Origin of the sequence: Vibrio rumoiensis (assembly GCF_002218045.2) — a bacterium.
In the GTDB taxonomy this organism is placed as follows: Bacteria; Pseudomonadota; Gammaproteobacteria; order Enterobacterales; family Vibrionaceae; genus Vibrio; species Vibrio rumoiensis.
In genome coordinates this window covers 267694-286118 of the sequence record NZ_AP018685.1, presented here as the reverse complement: position 1 = coordinate 286118, position 18425 = coordinate 267694, and the positions used below count along the sequence as shown (strand labels likewise).

Genomic DNA, 18425 nt, shown 5'->3' with positions numbered 1-18425 from the left:
TTGGTGAAACCACCTTGTTGACTAAAATGATAACGATAAGTCCCAACAAAAGTGAATGAATAATGATCGGTAAAGGTACCCTTTATATTGTTTCTGCACCCAGTGGTGCGGGTAAATCTAGCCTTATTTCTGCAATGTTAGAAAAAAACCCTAACTATGCGATGAAGGTGTCCATTTCACATACCACTCGTGATCAACGCCCAGGTGAAGAAGACGGCGTTCATTATCACTTTGTTGAAAAAGATCACTTTATTGAGTTAATGGAACAAGGTGTATTTCTCGAACATGCTGAAGTGTTTGGTAATTATTACGGCACCTCTCGTGTGTGGATTGAAGAAAACCTCAATAAAGGCATTGATATTTTCTTAGATATCGATTGGCAAGGTGCGCGTCAAATTCGTACCCAAATGCCACACGCCAAAGGCATTTTTATTTTGCCACCATCAAACGGTGAACTAGAGCGCCGTTTGAATACTCGAGGGCAAGACAGCGAAGAAGTGATCGCCGGTCGTATGAGTAAAGCAAAATCTGAAATTTCGCATTATGATGAATACGATTATCTGATCATCAATGATGACTTCGATGCTGCATTAATGGACTTTAAAGCCATTATTCGTGCTGAGCGTCTAAGACAAGACAAACAAGCGGTTAAATATAACGGCATGTTACAAGCCTTACTGGCTGAATAAATTAGAGTTTTTCTCTTAAAACACACAAATAAGTACACAGCTATCTTATTGCTAGAATCTCTAGCAGTAAGGCTGTATAATTTCCCGTCATTCTAAATAAAATTCACTAATTGGAGTCACCATGGCACGCGTAACTGTCCAAGACGCTGTTGAAAAAGTCGGTAACCGTTTCGACCTAGTCCTAATTGCGGCTCGCCGCGCTCGTCAAATGCAAACTGGCAACAAAGATGCATTGGTTCCTGAAGAAAATGATAAGACCACGGTTATCGCACTACGCGAAATCGAAGAAGGCTTGATCACCAAAGAAGTACTAGACGCACGTGAGCGCCAAGAACAACAAGAGCAAGACGCGGCAGAACTAGCAGCAGTAAGCAGCATCGTTCACCACCGTTAATCTCTCTATTCTGGGCGTATAACAATTGTACTTATTTGAAAGTTTAAAGGCCGTTGCCCAAGAATATTTGCCAGAGTCTCAAATTGAGACTCTGCGTGAAGCCTTTTTGGTCGCAAAAGAGGCTCATGAAGGCCAAACTCGCTCGAGTGGCGAACCTTACATCATCCACCCAGTTGCGGTCGCCCGTATTCTGGCTGAAATGCATCTCGATAACGAAACCTTAATGGCGGCGTTGTTGCATGATGTGATTGAAGATACCGAGGTCACTAAAGAAGATCTCGCCGCTCAATTTGGTGAAACCGTTGCCGAATTAGTTGATGGTGTCTCTAAACTCGACAAACTCAAATTCCGCGATCGTAAAGAAGCTCAAGCTGAAAACTTCCGTAAAATGATCTTAGCCATGGTGCAAGACATTCGCGTGATTCTCATTAAGCTGGCTGACCGTACCCACAATATGCGCACCCTTGGCGCATTACGCCCAGATAAACGTCGCCGTATCGCCCGTGAAACAGTTGAAATCTTCTCTCCCCTTGCCCACCGTTTAGGTATTCACAACATAAAGACTGAACTCGAAGAGCTCGGTTTTGAAGCTTTGTATCCTAATCGCTACCGAGTATTGAAAGAAGTAGTGAAAGCGGCGCGCGGCAACCGTAAAGAAATGATTCAACGCATTCACAGTGAAATTGAAGGTCGCTTACAAGAAGCCGGCTTACAAGTTCGCGTACTCGGTCGAGAAAAAAACCTATACTCTATCTACAATAAAATGCGCACGAAAGAGCAACGTTTCCATACTATTATGGATATTTATGCTTTCCGCGTGATTGTCGATACTGCCGACACTTGCTACCGAGTATTAGGTCAAGTACATAACCTGTACAAGCCTCGCCCTGGCCGCATGAAAGATTACATTGCGGTACCAAAAGCCAATGGCTATCAATCGTTACATACTTCAATGGTTGGCCCACATGGCGTACCGGTTGAAGTTCAGATCCGTACTGAAGATATGGATCAAATGGCGGACAAAGGTGTGGCAGCACACTGGTCGTATAAAGCCAATGGTGATAGCTCCGGCACCACTGCGCAAATTAAAGCGCAGCGTTGGATGCAAAGCTTGCTCGAATTACAACAAAGTGCCGGCAACTCGTTTGAGTTTATCGAGCACGTTAAATCCGATCTCTTCCCTGATGAGATTTTTGTATTTACCCCGAAAGGTCGCATCATTGAATTGCCCGCGGGTGCAACCCCGGTCGACTTCGCTTATGCGGTACACACTGACGTCGGTAATACCTGTGTCGGTGCTCGTGTTGATCGTAACCCATACCCGTTAAGCAAAGCGCTGAAAAATGGCCAAACCATTGAAATCATCAGTGCTCCAGGAGCTCGTCCGAATGCCGCATGGTTGAACTATGTGGTGACCTCCCGCGCTCGTACTAAAATACGTCAAGTATTGAAGACGATGCGCCGTGATGAATCGGTCGCGCTTGGCCGTCGTTTGCTCAATCATGCACTGGGCGATCTGTCTATCAGTGATATCAGCGAAGGCAACATCGCGCATGTGTTATCTGACCTTAAACTGAAATCATTGGATGAATTACTGGCTTCGATTGGCTTAGGTGAATTGATGAGTATTGTCATTGCTCGTCGTTTACTTGGTGATGCCGATGAACTGACCGAACTTCCAACGCCCGATGGCGAATCTTCTTCCAAGAAGAAACTGCCTATCCGTGGTGCAGAAGGCATCTTGCTGACTTACGCGAAATGTTGTCACCCGATCCCAGATGATCACATTGTTGCGCATGTTTCACCGGGACGAGGTTTGGTGATCCACCGTGAAACCTGCCCAAATATCCGTGGTTACCAGAAAGAGCCTGAGCGTTATATGGCAGTTGAATGGTCGAAGGATTTTGAGCAAGAATTCATTACTGAACTCAAAGTCGATATGCAGAACCGTCAAGGTGCGCTAGCCGATTTGACCAATGTTGTCTCTTCTACTGGCTCGAATATTCACGGTATTGCCACCGAAGAACGTGATGGGCGTTTATATACCATCACTTTACTATTAACGACAAAAGACCGAGTACATCTTGCTGAAGTCATGAGACGCATTCGAGTGATGCCTCATGCACTCAAAGTGCGTCGAGCTCGTAACTAGGCATCTCGTTTCTCGTTTCTCGTTTCTCGAAAAGCTTAATTTTTCGAATAACGGGAAACGAGCATATTACATATTGGTACTTTCAAAAATCTTATCGGCTGATGCGGTGACAAAACCTTGATATAAGCCACCAGCTTCCATCTCAAAGCGCTTAGCAAATTCATAAAACCCACCGGGGATCACCAATTCGCCATCGCTAAATTCCACCTTAACTTTGTCCGCTAAAGTTGAAGATTGCTGTAAACCAACCTCTTTGCTGCCTTTAATATCACCACCCGAATGATTCATTTCAAAGTGATGCCACACTAAGAAGTCATTCACTTGTTCCAAATCGAGAAACCCCGCTAGATGATTGACGCTGACGGTGAAATGATTGGCGCCAAAACCATGGGCGGCAACCCAAGCGGCATACTCACTTTCTTGCGCGAGTGTTTGATAATCGTCTTTGCTAACACGCCAAGGTCGACCTTGAAATAAAAACCGAACATCATCACTATATTGGCTTGGCAAGTCATGCAGCAGCTTATTAACGATTTGCTGAAGCGCGTCTGAGCATTGATCCAAACATAATTCACTAATGAATACTTTAGGGTATAGAGGATCGGGATGTTGGTAATGTTGAGCATACAATTTTTTTGCTTCAAAGTGGTACTCTCCCGCCGGCTGATAACCAAGCTCAACAAAATGCTTAGCAAGTTGAGCGAGCCCTAACTTGCTGCCTGAGAAAGTTCGCAATGCAATATGATCATTGATTAATTTATCACTTTTTTGACTCAATAATTTTTGCACTTTTGACGCTGAAGGACACAAGCGTTTGGCATAATCTTGCCAAAGTTGCTCAAATAATTGTTCAACCGTTACCATGGCTTCCTCTCCAAATTAATATTGCTGCACTAAAACTATAGTTCACATTCGCGTTTTCAATATTTAACACGTTCATTTCTTTCAAAAAGCTCACAATCTATACATGGCTCACTGAGCTAATACTCTTAAGCTATCACCGGTTTCCACCAATAATTGCTCCGCCACCTCTGGCGCAAGATAAAGCGTATTACGTTCAGAATCATAGGCAGCTTTGGTTAATGTTGCTCGAAAGTCTTGCAGCTTAGTGTTAGCGATGAGGTATTGCTGTGAAGAAGAGTGAGCTCGTACTTCCACTTTGGTGAGAAGTGATTGCTGCACCGAATGGATACGCTCACGATCGCACTCAACCGTTGGCCCTGCATCAAAAATATCGACATAACCTCGGCAAGAAAACCCTTCACGTTCGAGCAGTTTTAATGCAGGAGCAGTTTGCTGATGAACTTGACCAATCACCGCTTGTGCTTCTGGGCTTAACAAGTTGACATAAATCGGTAGCTTAGGCATTAAATCAGCAATAAAGCCTTTGCTACCAATTCCGGTGAGGTAGTCGGCTAACGTGAAATCAATCGAGAAGAAATGTTGCTTAAGCCACTGCCAAAAAGGTGAATTACCTTGCTCATCACTGACACCCCGCATTTCAGCAATAATTGTGTCAGAAAAACGTTCCGGAAATTGTGCCAGCATGAGAAAGCGGCACTTAGAGAGCAATCGGCCATTGAGACCTTGGCGGTATTCAGGACGCAGAAATAAAGTACACAGTTCGCTGCTGCCTGTGTAGTTATTACCAAGAGTCAGTACCTTGACTTCATTGCGTACTTTTAATTTGTTTGAGCTGTGCACCACTTTACTGATGTGATAACTGTAAGCAGGCACATCCCAACCAATCGATGCTTCAATACCGGTGGTGCCAATAATTTCATTGCTTTCACTATCAACAGCAACCATAAGGTAACTTTCATCTTGGCGCGTAAATTGCCCGTCTATTGATGGTTTCAAAAAGCTTTGTTGTGAATTCTCGATGCGGCGAGTCAATATCTCTTGATTAAGCGGTAGCGACGTAAAGCCATGACCAGAGTCTTCGGCGCAGCGATACAGCGCATCGTAATCAGACAATTGAATGGGGCGGACGATGATCATATTGCCTCCTCCTTCTCTTAGCTTGCGTCCTTGGCATTAATACCAAGTGGCGTCAAAACCCAGAATGAGAGCGATAACAAACATAGGGCAGCCATATTCTTGCTACCCTATGTATTCAAAAAGAAACTGAACCCTCTACTTAAAAAAGAAGTAAAGGATTAAACCAGTGATGCAATGGCTTGATCGAGTTTAGCCAAACCTTGCTCAATTTCTTTTTGGGTTATCACTAGAGACGGCGTAAAGCGCACAACATTGGCACCCGCCACTAATAGTAATAAGCCGTGTTGCCCTGCTGCTACCAAAATATCACGTGCACGACCTTTCCATTGCTCATTGAGCTCGGCACCGATCAGTAAACCTTTACCACGAATATCCGCAAATAAACCGTACTTATCGTTTAATGCTGATAGACCTTGTTTTAGCCACTGTTCACGCTCAGCAACACCTTGTAGCACTGATGGTTGACTAATGTGATTGACGACCGCTTCAGCGACGGCACAAGCTAATGGGTTACCGCCATAAGTTGAACCATGTACGCCCGGCTTCATATGTTGTGCTAACTCAGTGGTCGTGAGCATGGCGCCAATAGGAAAACCTCCACCAAGCGATTTGGCGGTAGATAGAATATCCGGCGTCACGCCAAGCTCTTGATAAGCATAGAAGTGGCCCGTTCTACCATTGCCGGTTTGAACTTCGTCAAAGATCAATAGCGCATGGTGTTGATCACAAAGATCTCTCACCGCTTGTACAAACTCAGGATCCGGAGAAACTACCCCGCCTTCACCTTGCAAAGGCTCCATCATCACCGCGCAGGTTTTGTCTGATAAGTGGGCTTTTAATGCCTCAAGATCGTTATAAGGAATATGAGTAATGCCGCCCGGTTTTGGTCCAAACCCATCCGAGTAAGCTGGCTGCCCACCAACGGTTACTGTAAAGAAGGTACGGCCATGGAAACCTTGAGTGAACGCGATGATTTCATTTTTTTCTTCACCATGGGTTTCTTTCGCCCAGCGACGAGCCAGCTTTAATGCGGCTTCATTGGCTTCGGCGCCAGAATTCGCAAAAAATACTTTTTCAGCAAAACTAATTTCCGTCAGTTTTTTCGCTAAACGTAATGCCGGCTCATTGGTCATCACATTACTTAAATGCCAAATTTTATGCGCTTGCTCTGTCAGAGCCTCAACCATAATTGGGTGACAATGGCCAAGGCAACTCACCGCAATACCACCGGCGAAATCAATATATTCCTTACCGTCTTGATCCCAAACTACCGAACCTTGCCCACGTACTGGAATCATTTCCATTGGGTTGTAACAAGGTACCATGACATCTTCAAACCAACTTCTTTGCACTTGCGTATCAACTGACATCCCTAATCCTCTTTGTTTATTCACTTACTACTAATCTAGCTAAGTAAGCAAAACGCATCAATGACTTTTTATTTAATTATTATAAATATTTATTCAAACGAGAACGCCCCTGAACTCACATTCAGGTGTATGCATTAGAGGATAGTGGAATTTTAGAATAGGATAAAATCTAAATCACAAGGTTGTGGAACAATTAACGTTTTTGTAACTTTTAGGCAGAATTTATCGCTGAAGGAAATTGGCTAGGATTTGATGCCCACATTCGGTTTTGATCGACTCCGGATGAAATTGCACGGCGTCTATCGGCAAGGTTTTATGTTGATAGCCCATGATTTCATCAAGCTCACCATTTTCCCGCGTGGTCCATGCGGTGAGCTCAAAGCATTCTGGTAGGCTGGAAGTTTCAACCACTAAAGAATGATAACGCGTCACGGTTAAAGGATTAGGTAAATCCCGAAACACGCTTTGTCCATTATGAACAATCGGAGAGGTTTTGCCATGCATCACTTGCCTAGCTCTTATAACTTCTCCGCCAAACGCTTGGGCGATCGCTTGATGGCCTAAACACACACCTAATATTGGTAGTTTGCCGGCAAAATATTGAATAGCTTGCAATGAAATTCCCGCTTCATTTGGCGTACATGGCCCCGGAGAAATCACTAAATGACTTGGATTCAGCGCTTCGATACCGGCGATATCAATTTCATCATTACGTATAACTTGCACCTTCGCCCCTAGCTCACAAAAATATTGGTAGAGGTTGTAGGTAAAGGAATCGTAATTATCAATAATCAGCAACATCTTGAGTTCTTAATACCGAGTAAGGGAAGTGTATTCTGCAATAGCGACAAATAAAGGCAAGCTTCTCACTATATAAAGTGAATAATTTTTTCTCCGTCAAGATGATTTCGTTCATAAAAACATCAACAATTTTCTTCAAACACGTGTTTAACTCCACATTATTATTATCTCGCTAAAAACTTTAATGATAGATGTGTTAATAGTTTGTTGTTAATTAAGGATGGCAGAGAATATTTTCATGACACAGAATGTCGACACAAGCCAAAAACAACGTCAATACGACACTCACACAGTATTTAATCAACCCAAGCCACTGCTCGACTATAACGCTTATCAGTCAGACCAAGTGCTGAAATATTGGGTTAACCGATTCAACGGTGAGTGGGCAACCGGTCAATTAGAAACATTTGGCTCTCACGTTGGTGGCGACTTAATTGAAGCCGGTTTTTTGGCCAATAAACACCTACCCGAATTTCAATCACATGACCGATTCGGTTACCGAATAGATCAAGTGGATTACCACCCGGCCTATCACCAACTAATGTCGACGGCGATCAAGTCGGGCCATACGAGCCTACCTTGGACTCATCCTAAACAAGGTTCTCACGTCGCCCGTGCTGCACTCGCGTATATGCATAACCATGTTGATCCGGGGTCAGGCTGCCCACTTACCATGACATTTGCCTCCGTGCCAGCCATTCAACAGCAGCCCAACGTGGCTGAAATCTGGATGCCCAAAATCACCGCGACTCAATACGATGGCAGTAATAAGCCTTATTTTGAAAAGCAAGGCGTGACTATTGGCATGGCGATGACAGAAAAACAAGGCGGTTCGGATGTGCGAGCCAACACCACGATCGCCGCACCAATTGAGCAATCTGGACCAGGGAATCCCTATTCATTGGTCGGCCATAAATGGTTTTGTTCGGCACCAATGTGCGATGCTTTTCTCGTTTTAGCTCAAGCCAATGACAAACTGTCGTGCTTCTTAGTACCACGCTGGCGTGAAGATGGCAGTAAGAACCCGATTCATATTCAGCGTCTCAAGAATAAACTTGGCAATAAATCTAACGCGAGTTCAGAAATTGAATTTAGAGAAGCCCATGGTTGGCTACTCGGTGAGGAAGGCCGCGGCATTCGTACGATTATTCAGATGGTCGCCTTAACTCGTTATGATTGCATGATCGGCTCTAGCGCCTTAATGGGACAAGCCGCTAAAGAAGCGATTTGGCATACATCTGGCCGCTCAGTATTTGGAAAAAACTTACACCAGCAACCACTCATGCTGAATGTATTGGCTGATCTGGCCATTGAGGCCGAAGCGGCTTTAGCCATCACGATGCGTATTTCTCACGCGCTCGATAATCTCGACGATCCCACACAAGCGTCTTTGGTACGCAGTGCAACGTCAATTGGCAAGTATTGGATTTGTAAGCGTGCAGTACAGCATACTTTTGAGGCCATGGAATGTTTAGGCGGTGTCGGTTATGTCGATGAAAATGTCATTAGCCGTCTTTACCGAGAAGCACCAGTCAACTCCATTTGGGAAGGTTCAGGTAATGTTCAATGCTTGGATTTACTTCGCGTGTTACATAAAGAGCCACATACACTTGACGTTTTACTGGCAGAGTTTGAACTAGCACGAGGCAAACATCCATTACTTGACCAACACTTAGACAAACTCAGACCTTTATTTAGTGATTCTCAAACCGTTGAAGTCCGTGCTCGTCAGATCATGGAAAGCTTAGCGCTCGCTTGGCAAGCATCAACGCTTTACATCTATGGAGAAGAACTGATTGCTAGGGCCTTTGTTGAATCACGGCTCTCCTCAGCGACTTATCATCAATATGGCACGATCCCCGCCACGATAGATTGCAAAGCCATTATTGAGCGAGCCCTCGCACACCAATAAACCCATTTTAAATTATTAACAAAACAATAAGACAGCCCATGCAAGGAGCGCAATCATGAATAATTGGCAATCCATTACACAGTATCAGAACCTAGCGCAATATATCGAAGATACTTGCCAACGTGCCCCAGATCAAACTGCTTACCAGTGTTTAGGCAAAAATCATACTTATGCTGAAATCGATCAGTTATCAACGCATTTCGCCCAATGGTTGCAACATTCTAGCGGCTTAACAGCAGGCGATCGTATCGTTATTCAATTACCTAATCTTACCCAATATCCGGTGGTCGCTTATGCGGCACTCAAAGCAGGTTTAATCATCGTCAATACCAACCCGCTTTATACGCCTAGAGAAATGCACCACCAATTCAATGACTCTGGCGCGAAAGCATTAATTGTGTTGGAAGACTTACTACCAAAATATGAAGCGATTAAAGATCAAGTTGGTATCGAGCAAGTGATTGTGACTAAGGCAACGGATCTCATCATGCCAAGCGAAGTCAAACAGGGTTACCTTGATTTAATGTCATTGATTGAACAAGGCTCACGGCTACCAGACTTGATGCCTAGCCAAGCCAAATCAGATGATATTGCTATTTTACAATACACTGGTGGGACAACTGGTGTTGCTAAAGGGGCAAGCCTAACTCACGCGAATATCCTCGCGAATGCCTCACAAGTGGCGCATCGTATTGAGCAACTTCCAACCCTAAAAGGCGGTAATTTTATTTGTCCGCTACCGCTTTATCATATCTATGCGTTTACCATAAATATGGTTTCACTTTTTGGTTTAGGGATCCCAAATACCTTGATTCCAAACCCAAGAGATATTGCCAGCTTTGTTGAGACGCTCAAGAGCGCCCCATTTATCGGAATGGCAGGCATTAACACCTTATTTGTGGGCTTATGCCATCATCCTGATTTTAAAAATGTAGACTTTTCTCACTTACAAGTGACCTTCTCAGGTGGCTCTGCATTGAACTCCTCGACCTTTGATCTCTGGAAAAAAGTAACAGGCTGCACTATCACAGAAGGTTGGGGACTATCGGAAACCTCTCCGGTTGTAACGCTCAATGAGTTTAGTCAGCAAGAAGCTGGCTGTGTGGGAACACCACTTAACGACACCGACATTCAAGTATGGGATGAAAACAATCAACCACTGAAACAAGGTGAAGTAGGCGAATTAGTTGTCAAAGGCCCGCAAGTGATGAAAGGTTACTGGAACCGTGCAGAAGATACTGCAAAAAGTATTATTAATGGTTACTTTCTCACTGGTGATATCGGTTTTGAACAAGACAATGGTGCGATTCGAATTGTCGATCGCATGAAAGACATGATTATTGTGTCAGGCTTTAACGTTTACCCGAATGAAATTGAAGAAGTGCTATGTCAGCATCCCGATATTATGGAAGCTGCTGTCGTCGGTGCTGCGGATGAAAAAACAGGGGAATGTGTCATTGCCTATGTTGTGCTTAATTCTGGTATGGAATTATCCCAACAAGAAATCGAAGCTTATTGCCGTGAAAACTTAGCCGCTTATAAAGTGCCTCGTAAAATTATCTTTCTTGAAGCATTACCAAAATCGACGGTAGGTAAAGTATTACGCCGAGAATTACGCACAGCATAGTGAAAAAACCAAAGTCATAAAAACAAAAAACCGCTGCAATATCAACTTCAGCGGTTTTTATCGGTGTATTTAAGGGTGGAGTTTAGCCGCGAGGCACAAAACCTACCGCTTGGTATGCTTTAGCTAACGTCACCGCCGCTTTGGCTGAGGCTTTTTCTGCACCCACTTTCATTACTTCATCCATATAAGCACGATCTTCACGGATACGCTTATATTCGCTTTGAATTGGCTCAAGCATTGCCACAATCGCTTCACCGACATCTTTCTTGAATGGGCCATACATCTCAACCCCCGCATATTGCGCTTCAATTTCTTGATAAGACTTGCCTGTTGCCGCTGAGTACAAGCCCATCAAGTTAGAAATACCCGCTTTATTTTCCACATCATGGGCAATGCGTGGTGGCGTTTCAGCATCGGTTTGCGCTTTATTGATCTTTTTCAGAATCGACTTAGGATCTTCTAAAAGAGTAATAACGTTTTTACGGTTATCATCCGATTTAGACATTTTTTTGGTCGCATCTTGTAAGCTCATTACGCGCGCATTCACTTGTGGAATGTAAGGCTCTGGAATTTGGAAAATTGGATTGTCAGGGCTGTACACATTATTAAAACGAGTCGCAATATCACGAGCAAGCTCTAAGTGCTGCTTTTGATCATTGCCGACAGGTACTTGGTGAGCGCCATATAACAAAATATCCGCCGCCATTAATACTGGATAAGCAAAAAGGCCCGCATTGACATCATTCGCGTAACGCTGAGATTTATCTTTAAACTGCGTCATTCGATTCAGTTCGCCCATTTGGGTATAACAGTTAAGAAGCCAACCTAGTTGAGCATGTTCCGGTACGTGTGACTGAACGAATAACGTGCTCTTCTTAGGATCAACACCAACCGCAAGACAAACTGCTAATGCATCTAATGTTGCTTCATATAGAGCCTTAGGATCTTGACGAACCGTAATAGCATGAAGATCAACAACGCAGTACTGGCAATCATAGTCATCTTGCATTTGTTGCCATTGACGTAGAGCACCCAAGTAGTTACCAATACTCAGTTCACCAGATGGTTGAACACCACTTAATACTATGGGTTTGCTCATGTTTCTTTCCCTTACTGTCGCCCCAATGGATATTCATTATCGAATATTGGGCTGAAATTAAAAATAATGCCCGCTTCTCTTTATCCAATCAGAATAAGAGATAAGCAGGCATTTCAGTTTACTGATCTAGCTCGGTTTGACTAGCGTTTTATCAAGCTAATTGTTCGAATAATCACAATTATTGAGAAACACTCAGCACATCTAGCATCTCAGCAATGTTATCCGCGACATAGTCTGGTGCTGAGTCAGAAATTGGCTCACCGTGGTTGTAACCATAAGTCAGTGCAAAACTATGACACCCTGCATTTTGCGCAGCTAATACGTCATTTTTTGAATCGCCGACCATGAGCATTTGTTGTGCACTCACTTTATGCTTATCGAGCAGCCAATTAAGAGCCATTGGATCAGGCTTTTTATTAGAGAAGTCATCACCGCCAATCACATCGACAAACAAATCGGCAATACCATGTTGCTGAAGAATATCTGGCACAAAAGCGGAAGGCTTGTTGGTAACAATCGCCATTTTATAGCCAGCGCGATGCAAAGCCTTTAATGTCGAAGTTACATTAGAATATAAATGGCTGAGTTGGTGGCCCCCTTGATGATAAAACTCATCAAAACGTTCACGAGCTTGTTTCAGCAAATCCGCATCCAATGATTCATCAACCTTAATATTCTGACTTAACGCACGACCAATCAATACGTCAGCGCCATTACCGACCCAATCTCGAACTTGCTCTTCCGTTACCGATGGAAAGCCTAAGCTTTGCACTGCTTGATCCGCTGCAACCGCCAAATCAGGCACGCTATCAAGTAAAGTGCCGTCTAAATCAAATGCGATTAATTGAATATCTTGTAACGTCATTACCGCTTCCATCTACAACACACTTCCATTTAAAACCAAAAAGAGGCTTGAGTTTATCTCAAGCCTCTTTCGATATCGACCACTCATTACCTAAGGACATTTACCCAAAGTAATTGGAGTTGCAGTGAGGCAACAAGTAAATGAGGCCCCATGAGCATAGCTAGTCTATATGATTGCGGTGAATGAACGCCGTTAACAAAGCTGTAGCTTCAAGTACGAAGGGTATAGCGTTTATTTGGCTTTCGCTAGCTCTTCACGCATTTGATCAATCACTTGTTTGTAATCTGGTTGGTTAAAAATCGCCGACCCAGCCACAAACATATCCGCCCCTGCTTCTGCGATTTCACGAATATTATCGACTTTTACTCCGCCATCAATTTCTAAACGGATATTACGACCGCTCGCATCAATACGCTTACGTACTTCACGTAATTTATCTAATGTAGATGGAATGAAAGATTGACCACCAAAACCTGGGTTCACTGACATCAACAAAATCATATCAACTTTATCCATGATGTAATCTAAGTGATGAAGCGGTGTTGCAGGGTTAAAGACAACGCCAGCTTGACAACCATGCTCTTTGATTAATTGTAGAGTACGATCGACATGTTCTGATGCTTCAATATGAAAGGTAATCATTGAAGCGCCTGCTTTGGCAAACTCAGGCACAATACTATCCACCGGCTTCACCATTAAATGAACATCAATCGGCGCGGTAATCCCGTAGTCACGCAGCGCTTTACAGATTGGCGCGCCAAAAGTTAGGTTAGGCACATAGTGATTATCCATCACATCAAAGTGAACAACATCAGCACCAGCAGCGAGTACTCTTTCGACATCTTCGCCTAAACGAGCGAAATCTGCAGAGAGGATGGATGGTGCGATCAGAAAGTCTTTCATGGCTAACTCCGAGTATGGCCTAAATCAATGGGGGTGAAATTGGCGCAAGTTTACCCAAGCAAACGTTTATATACAAGAAATGGAAGAAGTGGCAGGTCACGATTTGGTAGATAAAGGACTGGGTTAGTTCCTAGGTGGCTAGTCCCTAGTTTCGCTTCGCTGCTAAGAAGAGCCGAGAGCCGAGAGCCGAGAGCCGAGAGCCGAGAGCCGAGAGCCGAGAAGATTTTGCCGGTGAACTTATTTATATCAATGAATATTTTTATTTTTGCTTTTACGCGTTACACAAAACACGCAATTCGAAACCAATCCTTTGCTTTTGGGCCCCCTAGCCTAGCATTCTCGCTTCTAGGAACTAGGAACTAGGAACTAGGAACTAGGAACTAGGAACGAATTTACCCCTTCGCTTCAAACAACGCTAACAACTCATCAACCTTGTTACGGCCTGCGCCATTGCGACTAATAGTACGCTTTACTTTTACCACGTTCAGCTGAGCGCCTTTGTATAGACGGCGAGTCAATGCAGTATCATGATTGGAAATAAGTACTGGAATATCGCGCTGCACTGCGGTGTGCTCGGCAATACTCGCTAATTCTGCTTGATCATCTAATGAAAAGCCATTACCCGCGTAAGACGTAAAGTTACTCGCTTGAGCTAATGGAGCATAAGGGGGATCACAGTACACCACGCAACCTTTACGCGCTCGGGCAAACGTCTGTGGGTAGCCTTCACAAACAAACGTCGCCTTCTTTGCTTTATCCGCAAAATTCAACATTTCGTTTTCAGGGAAGTAAGGTTTCTTATAAGAACCAAAAGGCACATTAAAGCCACCTTTTTTGTTATAACGGCATAATCCATTAAAGCCAAAACGATTCATATAAAGGAAAGCAAGGGAACGAAAGAAGGTATCTTGGCTTTGATTAAAGTCAGCACGCACCCCTAGGTACACTTCCTTGCGGTTATATTCAGGTGTGAAGAAACGCTGCGCCTCTTGAATAAACAAGTCTGGCTGTTGTTTTAATAAGTTATACAGATTAATGAGATCTGGGTTGATATCGGCCAATAGATACTGGTCATAATCGGTATTTAAAAATACCGAACCAGCGCCTACGAAAGGTTCAACCAGCTTTCTACCTTCTGGTAGGTGACGTTGAATATCTTCAACTAAACCGTATTTACCGCCTGCCCATTTGAGGAAAGCTCGCTGCTTCTTCATCTATTTTACTACTCACCGACCACAAGTGTTTTCATCAACCCCACCACAATTATTGATGGGCTGAGGAATGTAACATATTTCAGCGCTAGGGTCTGCGCTATTTCACTCGTTCAATCTCTTGATGTACTTGAGCCATCGATTTTGGCCAAGGTTGTTCTTTTTGTAGCGCTAACGGTAATTCTTGAGAGGCTTCATGCGTTTGCTTGATACTCGCAAAATCTTGATAAGTGACGATATACCAAGACTGTTGATTACGGATGGTTCGATATACTCGAACTTTGCCATCTAGGTTATACATTTTAATGAAATTAACGGCTTCTTGTTGCTTGGTTACTGCCGCCAATTGCAAAGTATATCGTTCAGCGGGTACGGCTAATAACACATCATCAGCTAAAGTAAGCTGATCACCTTTTAATGAGCTACCCGTATTTTTAACCGATGAAGCTTGAGCAGATGTCATTTCATCACTAGAAACCTTGGCATCTTTCGGTGAGTCGCCATCAAGCAATGCATCGACAACCTTTGATGGAACCACAACACGTTTTTGTTCCGAGTCAGACTCATCCCCTACGGTTAACGTTTTATCCGTCACTGCTTGAGGTAGCGTATCCTCTTCTTGAGGCGCTTCTACTTGATCACCAGATAATGTCGACTCTGCACCTGATAGTGTGTTGATCGCGGCACTAGTCTGGTTGGCAAGAGTGTCGTTGTCACCTTGCTTGATTTCTGTTGACTCTATAACGTCAGCCTCGGTTTGCTGATCTTGAACTCGAGCTTGATAACTGGTCCACCAAGACCAACCACCGAGCGCTAATAAAATAATAATTAAGGCGATCAATGAACGCTTCACCCAGCATACCACTGGCTTTTTATGCGATTCAGATAATGCCAATAAATTACCAGGGTAATTGACCACAGACAGGGCTGAATGATGAATGGCTTGTTTTTTCTTCTCAGAATCAATGTGAGCCAGTGGGATGACTAATTGATCAATAAAATCCGTCGCTTCGTTATCACTCAGGGGAGAAATAGCGATACGTTTAAATTCTGGTTTGGGGTTGGTATTTAATAATGATTCATCAATCGCATTTGGTTCAGTGAACAAGATCACACTGATTTGCCATAATGGATTAGCTTGAGACGCCAGTACTAATTGCGATAATTCATCTAATAAATGCTCAGCAAGCAAGTTGGCATCATCAACAATAATCGTAGCTTTACAATCTTGGTCTTTACGAAATGCGGATAAACTTTCAACTAAGGTCTCTTCACCGGTACAAAAGCTATCTGACAGTAGTTGGCCTAATAGCACACTGCGTTGCTGCTCAGCGGTTTGAGAGGGAAGACAAATTAAGAATGAGAGCGTCTGAATTTTTTTGTCAGTATTAAGGAAGCGTTGTGCAAGCCACGATTTACCAGAACCTTTCTCCCCTTCAACGCATATCACGTTTGAATCAAGGCGAGTAAACATCTGCAAACTTTCAAGTAATTCAGTTTGCGATTCCAATTGCACAATATGTGCACCATCATGAGTCATGCTCATTACTAGCCTCTTTCTACGTCAAAATACGAATGCTCTATAAATAGCACGCTAACAAATAAATAATGTCAAAAAAACACAAATAAATTAATGCGTTATAAATGGCTGAACAATGAAAATGAACCACTCTTTTTTCTAGCGGCAAGCTTCAATGGCTTGCATGATTATAGATTCATCTGTATTGGCTAATACTTCAGATGAACCAATTCCTGTGGGTAAAATTAAGCGTAACTGACCTGCTAATACCTTCTTATCTCGCATCATGTGCTTGATAAAATGCTCATAATTCATTGTTTCAGGAGTATGAATTGGTAACTTAGCTTCGACAAGAATATTCTTAATTCGTTCAACTTGCTCTGAACTGATTAAACCTCTAAGTCGAGAAGTATGTGCCGCCATCATAGTGCCAGCAGAAACCGCCTCACCATGCAGCCAATTGCCGTATCCCATTTCAGCTTCAATCGCATGCCCATAAGTATGACCAAGATTCAACAAAGCACGAATACCGGATTCTTTTTCATCCGCAGCCACAACGTCAGCTTTGATTTGACAGCAACGAGCAATAGCATAGCACAAGGCTTTATTATCTAACGCCACTAACTTAGACATATTCTGTTCAAGCCAAGTGAAAAAATCACCATCAATGATGATGCCATATTTGATCACTTCAGCCATACCAGCAGCAAATTCACGCTCAGGTAAAGTATCGAGGCAGTCAGTATCAATCACCACAGATTTAGGCTGATAAAAAGCCCCAATCATGTTTTTACCTAATGGATGATTCACGGCGGTTTTGCCTCCGACGGATGAATCAACTTGAGACAATAACGTGGTCGGAACTTGAATAAAATCAACTCCGCGCTGATAACACGCTGCGGCAAACCCGACTAAATCACCAATAACGCCCCCACCAAGCGCAACTAACACCACATCACGGCTATAATTGCCTTCTAACAAAAAGCTCATAATTGAGTTGAATGTTTCGAGCGATTTGTATTGCTCACCATCAGGCAAACTAAGTAAATCGACTTGGCATTGCAGGCTCGTTAATGTTTGAATTAAACGCTCTGCATATAAAGGAGCAACCGTGTCATTACTGATCACGACGACTTTTTGATGGGCTTTTAGATGAGAGAAAAGCGCTGGATCAGTTAATAATCCAGCGCCAATCGAGATGGGATAGCTTCGCTCAGCAAGATCCACATTAATCCGTTCCATGGTTTGGGTCTCCTAAGCTATCGACTAATTTTCTTCTAACATCTTAACAATAAGATTTGCGACTACTTTTGCGCTTTGATCATCAGTGCGCACAGTGTAATCCGCGATTTCCTCATAGAGAGCGTTACGTTCAGCGGCTAGTGCTTCTAGCACCTCACGCGGCTCACCCGTCTGTAATAAAGGACGTTTCTTATCTCGATTGGTACGAGCGAGTTGCTTTTCGATGGTAGTTTCAAGATAAACAACAAGACCTCGAGCAGATAGGTAATTGCGATTGTCTTTGCTCATAATTGAGCCACCACCAGTCGCTAATACGATACCTTGTTCTTGAGTTAAGTCATTGATGACAGCTTCTTCGCGAACGCGGAAACCTTTTTCACCTTCAACATCAAATACCCAACTGATATCTGCACCAGTTCTTTGTTCAATAACCGTATCAGAATCTAAGAACTCCATGTGCAGCTGTTGAGCTAGATGTCTACCAATTGTACTTTTGCCGGCACCCATTGGGCCAACAAGAAAAATATTGCGTTTTTCGGCCATGTTTAGCAGTAATTCAACGTTAATTTAATGAAATTGCCATCCGATATTCTATTCAAGATTTTGCTTTATACGTGCAAAAGCCTAAATCAGATATCAT

16 protein-coding genes are annotated in these 18425 nt (G+C 43.4%); 5 read left to right on the top strand and 11 right to left on the bottom strand.

Going from position 1 to position 18425, the window contains the following annotated elements; all coding sequences use genetic code 11:
• Positions 1-65: 65 nt before the first annotated feature.
• From gmk to spoT, 3 genes are all read left to right on the top strand, one after another.
• Positions 66-689, top strand: a complete 624-nt coding sequence (gmk, locus tag VRUMOI_RS01265; RefSeq protein ID WP_089140080.1) for a guanylate kinase — start codon at positions 66-68, stop codon at positions 687-689.
• Positions 690-810: 121 nt separating this feature from the next.
• On the top strand, positions 811-1083 hold the full coding sequence (gene rpoZ, locus VRUMOI_RS01260) for a DNA-directed RNA polymerase subunit omega (RefSeq protein ID WP_027696467.1): 273 nt from the start codon (positions 811-813) through the stop codon (positions 1081-1083).
• A gap of 25 nt (positions 1084-1108) precedes the next feature.
• The gene (spoT, locus tag VRUMOI_RS01255) at positions 1109-3235 is read left to right on the top strand and encodes a bifunctional GTP diphosphokinase/guanosine-3',5'-bis pyrophosphate 3'-pyrophosphohydrolase (protein ID WP_089139990.1); all 2127 of its coding nucleotides are present in this window, start codon (positions 1109-1111) and stop codon (positions 3233-3235) included.
• A gap of 66 nt (positions 3236-3301) precedes the next feature.
• On the opposite strand, the gene VRUMOI_RS01250 is transcribed toward spoT, so the two are convergent.
• The 4 genes from VRUMOI_RS01250 to VRUMOI_RS01235 form a co-directional block, all read right to left on the bottom strand.
• Positions 3302-4099, bottom strand: a complete 798-nt coding sequence (locus VRUMOI_RS01250; RefSeq protein WP_089139989.1) for a DUF1338 domain-containing protein — start codon at positions 4097-4099, stop codon at positions 3302-3304.
• Between the two features lie 108 nt (positions 4100-4207).
• The gene (gene astA, locus VRUMOI_RS01245; RefSeq protein ID WP_089139988.1) at positions 4208-5236 is read right to left on the bottom strand and encodes an arginine N-succinyltransferase; all 1029 of its coding nucleotides are present in this window, start codon (positions 5234-5236) and stop codon (positions 4208-4210) included.
• Positions 5237-5394: 158 nt separating this feature from the next.
• Positions 5395-6606, bottom strand: coding sequence for an aspartate aminotransferase family protein (locus tag VRUMOI_RS01240; RefSeq protein ID WP_089139987.1), 1212 nt, complete (start codon positions 6604-6606; stop codon positions 5395-5397).
• Between the two features lie 222 nt (positions 6607-6828).
• Complete coding sequence (locus tag VRUMOI_RS01235) at positions 6829-7407, bottom strand: aminodeoxychorismate/anthranilate synthase component II (protein ID WP_089139986.1); 579 nt, start codon at positions 7405-7407, stop codon at positions 6829-6831.
• Positions 7408-7645: 238 nt separating this feature from the next.
• Between VRUMOI_RS01235 and VRUMOI_RS01230 the strand changes: the two genes are divergently transcribed.
• Both VRUMOI_RS01230 and VRUMOI_RS01225 read left to right on the top strand, forming a co-directional pair.
• A complete protein-coding gene (locus tag VRUMOI_RS01230; RefSeq protein ID WP_197712948.1) occupies positions 7646-9319 on the top strand; it encodes an acyl-CoA dehydrogenase family protein in 1674 nt (557 codons plus the stop codon).
• Positions 9320-9374: 55 nt separating this feature from the next.
• Positions 9375-10946, top strand: a complete 1572-nt coding sequence (locus tag VRUMOI_RS01225; protein WP_089139984.1) for a long-chain-fatty-acid--CoA ligase — start codon at positions 9375-9377, stop codon at positions 10944-10946.
• A gap of 82 nt (positions 10947-11028) precedes the next feature.
• On the opposite strand, the gene trpS is transcribed toward VRUMOI_RS01225, so the two are convergent.
• The 7 genes from trpS to aroK all read right to left on the bottom strand — a co-directional run bounded on the left by trpS (position 11029) and on the right by aroK (position 18328).
• Complete coding sequence (trpS, locus tag VRUMOI_RS01220) at positions 11029-12045, bottom strand: tryptophan--tRNA ligase (RefSeq protein WP_089139983.1); 1017 nt, start codon at positions 12043-12045, stop codon at positions 11029-11031.
• A 178-nt stretch (positions 12046-12223) separates the two neighbouring features.
• Positions 12224-12910, bottom strand: coding sequence for a phosphoglycolate phosphatase (locus VRUMOI_RS01215; RefSeq protein WP_089140079.1), 687 nt, complete (start codon positions 12908-12910; stop codon positions 12224-12226).
• A gap of 231 nt (positions 12911-13141) precedes the next feature.
• The gene (gene rpe, locus VRUMOI_RS01210; RefSeq protein ID WP_089124953.1) at positions 13142-13813 is read right to left on the bottom strand and encodes a ribulose-phosphate 3-epimerase; all 672 of its coding nucleotides are present in this window, start codon (positions 13811-13813) and stop codon (positions 13142-13144) included.
• A 392-nt stretch (positions 13814-14205) separates the two neighbouring features.
• A complete protein-coding gene (locus tag VRUMOI_RS01205; RefSeq protein WP_089139982.1) occupies positions 14206-15027 on the bottom strand; it encodes a Dam family site-specific DNA-(adenine-N6)-methyltransferase in 822 nt (273 codons plus the stop codon).
• A 97-nt stretch (positions 15028-15124) separates the two neighbouring features.
• The gene (locus VRUMOI_RS01200; protein ID WP_089139981.1) at positions 15125-16570 is read right to left on the bottom strand and encodes an AAA family ATPase; all 1446 of its coding nucleotides are present in this window, start codon (positions 16568-16570) and stop codon (positions 15125-15127) included.
• A gap of 132 nt (positions 16571-16702) precedes the next feature.
• Positions 16703-17785, bottom strand: a complete 1083-nt coding sequence (aroB, locus tag VRUMOI_RS01195; protein WP_089139980.1) for a 3-dehydroquinate synthase — start codon at positions 17783-17785, stop codon at positions 16703-16705.
• Between the two features lie 24 nt (positions 17786-17809).
• Positions 17810-18328 (bottom strand): shikimate kinase AroK, encoded by a 519-nt coding sequence (gene aroK, locus VRUMOI_RS01190; protein ID WP_089139979.1) that lies wholly within the window; start codon positions 18326-18328, stop codon positions 17810-17812.
• Between the last annotated feature and the right edge of the window lie 97 nt (positions 18329-18425).

What these genes read in the sequence shown, in the direction of transcription:
- rpoZ (WP_027696467.1), top strand. Translation starts at nt 811, where the DNA reads ATGGCACGCGTAACTGTCCAAGACGCTGTTGAAAAAGTCGGTAACCGT.
- VRUMOI_RS01250 (WP_089139989.1), bottom strand. Translation starts at nt 4,099, where the DNA reads ATGGTAACGGTTGAACAATTATTTGAGCAACTTTGGCAAGATTATGCC.
- astA (WP_089139988.1), bottom strand. Translation starts at nt 5,236, where the DNA reads ATGATCATCGTCCGCCCCATTCAATTGTCTGATTACGATGCGCTGTAT.
- VRUMOI_RS01240 (WP_089139987.1), bottom strand. Translation starts at nt 6,606, where the DNA reads ATGTCAGTTGATACGCAAGTGCAAAGAAGTTGGTTTGAAGATGTCATG.
- VRUMOI_RS01235 (WP_089139986.1), bottom strand. Translation starts at nt 7,407, where the DNA reads ATGTTGCTGATTATTGATAATTACGATTCCTTTACCTACAACCTCTAC.
- VRUMOI_RS01230 (WP_197712948.1), top strand. Translation starts at nt 7,646, where the DNA reads ATGACACAGAATGTCGACACAAGCCAAAAACAACGTCAATACGACACT.
- VRUMOI_RS01225 (WP_089139984.1), top strand. Translation starts at nt 9,375, where the DNA reads ATGAATAATTGGCAATCCATTACACAGTATCAGAACCTAGCGCAATAT.
- trpS (WP_089139983.1), bottom strand. Translation starts at nt 12,045, where the DNA reads ATGAGCAAACCCATAGTATTAAGTGGTGTTCAACCATCTGGTGAACTG.
- VRUMOI_RS01215 (WP_089140079.1), bottom strand. Translation starts at nt 12,910, where the DNA reads ATGACGTTACAAGATATTCAATTAATCGCATTTGATTTAGACGGCACT.
- rpe (WP_089124953.1), bottom strand. Translation starts at nt 13,813, where the DNA reads ATGAAAGACTTTCTGATCGCACCATCCATCCTCTCTGCAGATTTCGCT.
- VRUMOI_RS01205 (WP_089139982.1), bottom strand. Translation starts at nt 15,027, where the DNA reads ATGAAGAAGCAGCGAGCTTTCCTCAAATGGGCAGGCGGTAAATACGGT.
- VRUMOI_RS01200 (WP_089139981.1), bottom strand. Translation starts at nt 16,570, where the DNA reads ATGAGCATGACTCATGATGGTGCACATATTGTGCAATTGGAATCGCAA.
- aroB (WP_089139980.1), bottom strand. Translation starts at nt 17,785, where the DNA reads ATGGAACGGATTAATGTGGATCTTGCTGAGCGAAGCTATCCCATCTCG.
- aroK (WP_089139979.1), bottom strand. Translation starts at nt 18,328, where the DNA reads ATGGCCGAAAAACGCAATATTTTTCTTGTTGGCCCAATGGGTGCCGGC.